This window comes from Streptomyces sp. AC627_RSS907, assembly GCF_019049165.1.
This window is the reverse complement of sequence record NZ_JAGMUE010001385.1, coordinates 1-715: the sequence shown is the minus strand read 5'-3', so window position 1 is coordinate 715 and position 715 is coordinate 1. Positions and strand designations below refer to the sequence as shown.

Sequence of the window (715 nt, the reverse complement as noted above, 5' to 3'; positions counted from 1 at the left end):
CGTGTCCGCGGCCCAGCTCAGCGCGGCGCGCGGCGGCGCGGGTGACGCGCTCTACCGGGTCGAGTGGGCCCGTACGAGCGCCCTACCCGGCGCCGTGCCCGCCAAGCAGTGGGCCGTGCTCGGCGCCGACGACCTGGGCCTGACCAGGGCCCTGACCGAGGCCGGCGTCGACCCGTGCGGCTACGCCGACCTGGCCGCCCTGCGGGCGACCGTCGCGGACGGCGGCGCCGTGCCGGACACGGTCGTGCTGGGCGTGACGGGCGAACGGGCCCTGGCCGAGACGGAGCCCGCGCCGGACGGGGCACGGGGCGCGGACGGTGCGCCGCGGGCCGCCGCCGCGCACCGGTTGACCGCCCGGGTCCTGGCCGACGTGCAGGCGTGGCTGGCCGACGACACCTGGGCCGACTCGCGCCTGGTCCTGGTCACCTCGGGCGCCGTCGCGGCCGGCGACGAGCACCCCGCCGACCTGGCGGCGGCCCCGCTGTGGGGCCTGCTGCGCGCGGCGCAGACCGAGCACCCCGGCCGGTTCGCCCTGGTGGACCTGGACGGCGCGGCGGCCTCCCGGGCCGCGCTGCCCGCGGCCGTCGGTTGCGGCGAGCCCCAACTCGCCCTGCGCGCGGGCCAGGTCCTCACCCCGCGCCTGACCCGGCACACCGCCACGGCGGACGCGGCCACGGGGCCCGACGGGGCCGCGCCGAGGCGGCTCGACCCGAAC

Annotated in this window: 1 protein-coding gene; it reads left to right on the top strand. The window is 81.3% G+C overall.

Going from position 1 to position 715, the window contains the following annotated elements:
- Positions 1-715: hypothetical protein (locus tag KUM32_RS42040; RefSeq protein ID WP_217146867.1), on the top strand; the 715-nt coding region annotated here is incomplete at both ends.